This window comes from Vibrio sp. 10N.222.48.A3 (assembly GCF_041475345.1).
Lineage (GTDB): Bacteria > Pseudomonadota > Gammaproteobacteria > Enterobacterales > Vibrionaceae > Vibrio > Vibrio tasmaniensis_A.
This window is the reverse complement of record NZ_JBFRVX010000046.1, coordinates 1-7,138: the sequence shown is the minus strand read 5'-3', so window position 1 is coordinate 7,138 and position 7,138 is coordinate 1. Positions and strand designations below refer to the sequence as shown.

General features: G+C 47.4%; 5 protein-coding genes and 1 pseudogene. 5 read left to right on the top strand and 1 reads right to left on the bottom strand.

The features are described 5' to 3' along the window. Window positions 1–47 precede the first annotated feature (47 nt). From AB4653_RS01830 to AB4653_RS01810, 5 genes are all read left to right on the top strand, one after another. Window positions 48–1,034 carry a carbohydrate ABC transporter permease gene (locus AB4653_RS01830; protein WP_102257659.1) on the top strand — a complete coding sequence of 329 codons (987 nt, stop codon included), beginning with the start codon at window positions 48–50 and terminating at the stop codon, window positions 1,032–1,034. Between the two features lies 1 nt (window position 1,035). After that, window positions 1,036–1,929 (top strand): carbohydrate ABC transporter permease, encoded by an 894-nt coding sequence (locus tag AB4653_RS01825; protein WP_009846153.1) that lies wholly within the window; start codon window positions 1,036–1,038, stop codon window positions 1,927–1,929. Between the two features lie 17 nt (window positions 1,930–1,946). Next, complete coding sequence (locus AB4653_RS01820; protein WP_102257658.1) at window positions 1,947–3,296, top strand: GH1 family beta-glucosidase; 1,350 nt, start codon at window positions 1,947–1,949, stop codon at window positions 3,294–3,296. Next, a complete protein-coding gene (locus tag AB4653_RS01815) occupies window positions 3,296–4,387 on the top strand; it encodes an ABC transporter ATP-binding protein (protein WP_004732790.1) in 1,092 nt (363 codons plus the stop codon). Before AB4653_RS01820 ends, AB4653_RS01815 begins: the two co-directional genes overlap by 1 nt. A gap of 93 nt (window positions 4,388–4,480) precedes the next feature. Next, window positions 4,481–6,895, top strand: a complete 2,415-nt coding sequence (locus tag AB4653_RS01810; RefSeq protein WP_102257657.1) for a GH36-type glycosyl hydrolase domain-containing protein — start codon at window positions 4,481–4,483, stop codon at window positions 6,893–6,895. Between the two features lie 116 nt (window positions 6,896–7,011). Here AB4653_RS01810 and AB4653_RS01805 read toward each other — a convergent pair. Beyond that, window positions 7,012–7,138, bottom strand: a pseudogene (locus AB4653_RS01805) (aldose 1-epimerase); the annotation flags it as partial.

Below are 7,138 nucleotides of genomic sequence, written 5' to 3'. Positions count from 1 at the left end.
GTGAGGAGGCGCGGATAGCGCGCTTCCTTTTTTAAGAGGTCGTTACTATGAATCATACAGCGAGCACAACGATAGAACCTTCGGAGCAAAGCTTTTTTTCTCGTCTAAATTTGAAAGCGCTTACACCGTATGGATTTCTTCTGCCGTTTCTGATCATTTTTTCTGTATTTGGGATCTTCCCGCTGTTGTTCTCTGTTTACCTGTCGTTCCACGAGTGGAACCCGGTAAGAGGCATGGATGCGATGGAGTTCGTTGGTTTTGAGAACTATCACATTGCTTTAACGGACCCATGGCTATGGCGTTCATTGAAGAACACGCTTTGGCTAGCGATCACTTCAGGCGTGGCTCAGCACTTAGTCGCTATTCCAGTGGCTTACATGTTGGTTTCAATGGGTGACCGTATGCGTCACTGGCTAACATCGGCGTACTTTCTACCGTTCATTACATCAACGGTCGCAGCGTCACTGATTTTCTTCAATATGTACTCTCCTAACTCAGGAATTATTAACCAAACGCTAATGGCTCTGGCCGATAGCACGCTGTTTGGTTGGGCATTCGCTTGGGTTAACGATTTCCAACCAATCCGTTGGTTAGACGATGCCACTATGGTGAAGCCGTCTATCGCAATCATGGTTTTCTGGAAATACACCGGTTTTAACATCGTCCTTTACACCACGGGTTTAATGACGATTCCTAAAGACATCTTAGAAGCTGCGCGTATGGATGGTGCCAATGCCTTCCGCCGCTTCTGGAACATTTCACTACCAATGATTCGTCCATTCATCTTCTTTGCTATCACGATGACCATCATCGGTAACCTGCAAATGTTTGAAGAACCGTTCGTCCTAACGCGTGGTACAGGTGGTACTGGCCAATCTGGTTTAACTATCTCGATGTACCTCTACAAAGTGGGTTGGGAATGGCTAGAAATGGGTACAGCATCTGCTATCTCGTGGTTACTGTTTGCACTCATCGCGACTTGTACATTGGTTCAATTTTTACTCTTCGGTAAGAAAGGCTTAGGGGAACATTAAGATGTCGACATCAATTAAGACAAATACCTCACCACTAAGTGGACTGATACCAAGCGAGCGCAGCATGTTCATTCTGACTAAGATCTTGATGGTCATGCTAGGTATCTTACTGGTTGTTTCAGCGCTAATTACAGTCTTTCCATTTGTATGGTCGGCACTGCTATCAACGCGTGACCGTTCTGAAATTTTCGGCACGGGCATTAGCTTTGCGATTGGCGATAGCCTGGCGATTAACTACGCCAAATTGCTTGAAATCATGCCGTTTTGGAAAGCGATGTTTAACTCGATTTACGTGGCTTTCTTAGGTACCACCATCTCGCTGCTGTTTTGTAGCATGGGTGGCTACGCGTTTGCTGTGTTTAAGTTCCGCGGTAAGAACGTGTTGTTCGGCATGCTGGTTGGCTCAATGGCGATTCCGCCTGTGCTTAGCTTGATCCCTTACTTCATGATCGTGAAATTCTTAGGCTTGTTGGATAACCACATGGCGGTATGGCTACCGTTCACTACGACACCATTTGGCATCTTTTTGATGCGTCAGCACGTGATTGCATCGATTCCAAAAGAGCTACTTGAAGCGGCGAAACTGGATGGCGCTGGTGAGTTCAGAACGTACTGGAGCGTGGTACTGCCACTAATGAAGCCTGCACTCGCAACATTGGCTATCGTTCAGTTCGTTTTCTTCTGGAACATGTTTATGCAGCCTCTCGTGGTGCTAAACAACCCAGATAACTATGTCATTACGCAAGCACTTCGAAGTGTTCAAGGTATTCCGAATACGCCATGGGGCGCGGTAATGCTAGGTACCACAATTTCTATTTTACCGCTCGTGATTACTTACTTGTTCGCATCGAAACAGATGATCAGTGGTTTAACGTCCGGCGCAGTCAAAGGTTAGGTTTAAGGGTTATAACAATGAATAAATATCAACTTCCAAGTGATTCAAAGTTACGCAGTAAGGAATTTGTATTCGGTGTCGCGACATCTTCATACCAAATTGAAGGCGGCGTTGAAGAGGGCGGTCGTACACCGTCTATCTGGGACACTTTTTGCAAGAAGCCGGGCAAGGTCGATAACGGCGACAATGGTGATGTGGCGTGTGACCACTACCACTTATGGCAACAAGATATTGAGATGATTCAAGGTTTAGGCGTTGATGCTTACCGTCTCTCTATTGCATGGCCGCGCATCCTTCCGCAAGACGGTGTCGTCAACCAGCAAGGTCTAGAGTTTTACGGTCAGATCATCGATGAGTGTCATGCTCGTGGCATGAAGGTATATGTGACGCTGTATCACTGGGATCTTCCGCAATACCTTGAAGATAAAGGCGGCTGGCTAAACCGCGAAACGTCTTATAAATTCGCAGAATACGCAGAAGTGGTGAGCAAATACTTTGGTGACAACATCGATGTGTACACCACGCTCAATGAACCGTTTGTTTCTGCATTCCTAGGTTACCGTTGGGGCGAACACGCGCCAGGTATCAAAGGTGAGAAAGAAGGCTACCTAGCATCTCACCACCTAATGTTGGCACACGGTTTGGCAATGCCGATCCTTCGCAAGAATGCACCTCATGCTAAGCATGGTGTGGTATTCAACGCGACGCCAGCTTACCCGCTGACGCCACAAGACCAAGGTGCAGCCGACTACTGTGAAGCGGAAAACTACCACTGGTTTATCGACCCAGTATTGAAGGGCGAATACCCACAGTTGGTGGTTGAACGCCAAGCGATGAACATGCCTATGATCCTTGAAGGTGATTTAGACATCATCAGCGCACCTGTCGATTACATTGGCATCAACTACTACACACGCAATGTCGCTCGCTTCAATGAGAACGGCGATATTGAATCGGTGAAGCAAACAGATGCTGAACACACTTACATCGGCTGGGAGATCAACCCACAAGGTCTAACCGACTTATTGGTAAGACTGGATGCTCGTTACGAAAATATGCCACCTATCTACATCACAGAAAATGGTGCAGCGGGCAACGATGAACGAGTAAATGGACAAGTGATGGATGAGCAACGTGTTCGTTATTTCCAAGGTCATATCGAAGCGGTTCACAACGCCGTTGAAGCGGGTGTGAAAGTCGACGGTTACTTCGCTTGGAGTCTGATGGATAACTTTGAGTGGGCATTCGGCTACTGCCAGCGTTTTGGCATTGTCCATGTTGACTACACCACCCAAGAAAGAACATTGAAACAGAGCGCAATTGCGTACCGAAACATGCTTCAAGAGCGCGCTGAGGAGAATAGATAATGGCTAAAGTAGAATTTAAGAATATCAAAAAATCATTCGGTGATGTTGAAGTCGTCAAAGAGTTTGATTTTACGGTTGAAGACGGTGAGTTCGTGGTTTTCCTTGGCCCATCTGGCTGTGGTAAATCGACAACGCTACGCATGCTTGCTGGCCTTGAAAGTATCAGTTCTGGTGACATCGTGGTTGGCGGCAAGTTGATGAATAAAGTCGACGCGAAAGACCGTGACTTAGCGATGGTATTCCAAAGCTACGCTCTGTACCCACATATGACGGTGTACGAGAACATCGCCTTTGCACTAAAACTGAAAGGTATGCCGAAAGCAGAAATCGACGTAGAAGTTCTAAAAGCGGCGAAAATGCTAGAGCTTGACCCGCTACTGAACCGTAAGCCAAAAGAGCTTTCTGGTGGTCAGCGTCAGCGTGTAGCAATGGGCCGCGCGATGGTTCGCACACCGAAAGTTTTCTTGTTTGATGAGCCGTTATCTAACCTAGATGCCAAACTGCGTGGCGTGATGCGTGAAGAGATCAAACACCTACACCGTGAACTAAAAACCACAACGATCTACGTAACCCACGATCAGATCGAGGCGATGACATTGGCGGATCGCATCGTGATTTTGAAAGACGGTTATGTTGCTCAAGTTGGTACACCAACCGAGGTGTTCCAGCGTCCTGCTAACAAGTTTGTCGCGCAATTCATTGGTAACCCGTCAATGAACATGTTGGAAGCAAAACTGATTGAAAAAGAAGGCGAGTACTTCGTTGAAATCGGCGATGTTCAGATCCCACTGCCTGAGCGCTTTAAGTCTCTGGCGTCTAAGAACCTAGCGCTGCATTTTGGTGTTCGTCCAACAGACATTCACCTACGTGCCGAGCAAGTTGACCACGACCGCGTGCTGCCATTCCCTGTGAAAATCAAAGACAAGGAATTACTGGGCGCAAGCATTCTTCTGAAAACAGAAATTGGCGGTCAACCGTTGATGGTTGAAACCCAAGCGGCTGAAGTCGATGTAAAAGATCTGACGCTTTATTTGGATTTGGATGCTTTCCACTTGTTCGATGCTCTGAGTGAGAACTCGCTAGCGAGCTAGCCAATCAATTTAAATCAGTCATTGAGCTGACACCAACCAACTTACGACAAATTGTTTTGGCTCCTCCTGATTTGGGAGGGGCTAGGGATAGTGATGATGAAATTCGGATATTTTGACGATAAAAGCAAAGAATACGTAGCAACCACACCGTGTACGCCGATCAAATGGTGTAACTACGTGGGCACATTAGATTTCGGTGGCATTGTAGATAGCAACGGCGGCGTATTGCTGTGTAAGGGCGATCCGGCACTCAACCGCATTACTAAGTACATTGCTCAACTGCCAAACTCAGATTTCAAAGGCTCGACCATGTACCTCAAGGTACGTGATGAAGCGGGCAACGTAGAAATATTCTCACCTTTCTACACCCCAACTTTAAAGCCATTAGATAAGTTTGAAAACCACACCGGTTTGTCATACACCACCATCATTGCAGAAGCCTTTGGTGTACGTTGTGAAGCGACTTTCTTTGTACCAAAAGCTGACCAAGTCTTGTTGCAAGACATCAAGGTCACCAACATTTCAGACAAAGCACTGCACGTTGATGTGGTGCCTGTTTACGAATTCACGCACTTCGATGCACTTAAGCAACTACTGAATGCCGATTGGGTTCCACAAACCATGACGCTAAAAGCACACCAACAAGAATCGGGTCACACCGTGCTTGAGCAGTATGCTTTTATGAAGCGTGACTACGCGGTGAACCTGATGACAGCGGATCGCCCTGCGACGTCTTTTGATGGTGATCGCCAATCGTTCCTAGGGAATTTGGGCTACGGTACATGGGCAGCACCACAAGCACTAAACAATGATGAATTAGGCAACACCGAGTGTTTGCGTGGCGACAACATTGGCGCACTGAACCTGCGTCTGGGTTGGCTATCTCCAGAGCAGACAGAACGTACGATTGTACAAATCGCGCAAGAACAGAGCCTAGAAGCCGCACTTCCTCTGCTGGCTAAATATCGTGACCATCAAGTGGTCGATTCTGCTTTCGCTGAACTGGCTGAACATTGGGATGGTTACCTACAAGCGGTTCAGGTTGAAACGCCAGATCCTGCAATGAACTCAATGTTGAACGTACATAACCCACGTCAGTGCCACACAACCAAAAACTGGTCTCGTTACTTGTCTCTGTACCAGCTTGGTTATGGGGCTCGTGGCATCGGTTTCCGTGATTCTTCGCAAGATACGTTAGGCGTAATTACTCACATGCCAGAAGAAGCGCGTGAGTTCATTGAGCGTCTGTTATCTGTGCAAAACACCAACGGTTCTGCGATGCACCAGTTCTTCCCATCAACCATGGAAGCGAACGCGGGTGACTCGCGAGAAGAAGAAGATCGCCCTGATTACTACGGTGATGATCACCTGTGGATCATCTACGCGGTGACGCAATATGTGAAAGAAACGGGCAATGCAGACTTCTTGAATAAAGATATTCCGTTCTATCAAAAAGACAAAGCGGGCAACCCAGTCGAAACGGGAACGGTTTGGAACCACCTGTGCCGCGCGATTGAGTTTACTTACACCAATACCGGTGAGCACGGTCTACCGCTATTAGGTTTTGCTGACTGGAATGACACGGTGAACCTACCAACGGGTGCTGAGTCGATGATGGTGGCTAACATGTACGGCAAAGCACTGCTCGACATGTTGGACTTGTGTGAGTTGCGTGGTGAAGCGCAACTGACGGCTAAGTTTAAAGATCAGTATCAACAGATGCAGAGCACCGTCAATGAATGCGGCTGGGATGGCGAATGGTTTGTTCGTTATTTTGATGAGCAAGGCTTGCCGATCGGTTCTCATAAAAATGAGCAAGGGCAGATCTACACCAATGGTCAAAGCTGGCCCGTAATTTCTGGCTTCGCGACTCAAGAACGTGCAACGCAAGCGCTAGATTCGGTTTACAACAAACTAAACACTACCAATGGCATCAAGCTTTCAACACCGGGTTACAACGGCTTTGATCCTCAGCTAGGTGGTGTATCGACTTACCCACCAGGTGCGAAAGAGAACGGCGGTATCTTCTTGCATTCAAACCCATGGGTGATGATCGCAGAAGCGAAAATGGGCAACGGTGAGCGTGCTTACGAGTACTACCGTCAAATCAACCCAGCTTCCAAAAATGATGACATCGATACCTTTGAATCTGAACCTTACTGCTACCCACAAAACATTCTGGGTGACGAGCACAAACAGTTCGGTTTAGGACGTAATGCGTGGCTTTCTGGTACTTCATCTTGGACTTACGTGGCGGGTACGCAGTGGATTCTGGGTGTTCGCCCTGAAGTGGATGGCTTGCTGGTGGACCCTTGTATTCCGGCAGAATGGCCAGAATTCAAAGTCCGCCGTCAGTTCCGTGGTGCGACATATCATATTCATGTCACTAACCCGAATAACGTGTGTAAGGGGGTGGTTGAAATGAAGGTAAATGGTGACCTGATTTCAGGTAATAAAGCGCCAGTGTTTACCTCTGGTGAGCACACCATCGAGGTGATTTTAGGTTAACAAAGAGAAGGGCGCTTTATGCGCCCTTTATTGCTTCTTTCGTTGCAGTTGTTTCGTTAGCAATGCGTTCTCTGGGGGCTGATTTCGCATACAGCAGTTGCTTTACTTTGCTTTCTTTATGTTGGCTGATAGGTGGCTTGGCATTGCCAAGTAAAGGTTTGAGATTGGTTCGGGCTAAGCGTCAATAAGCCAATCTGGTTATTGAATGCGTCGGCTGGGCAAGTCATTGGTTCTATTGCAATA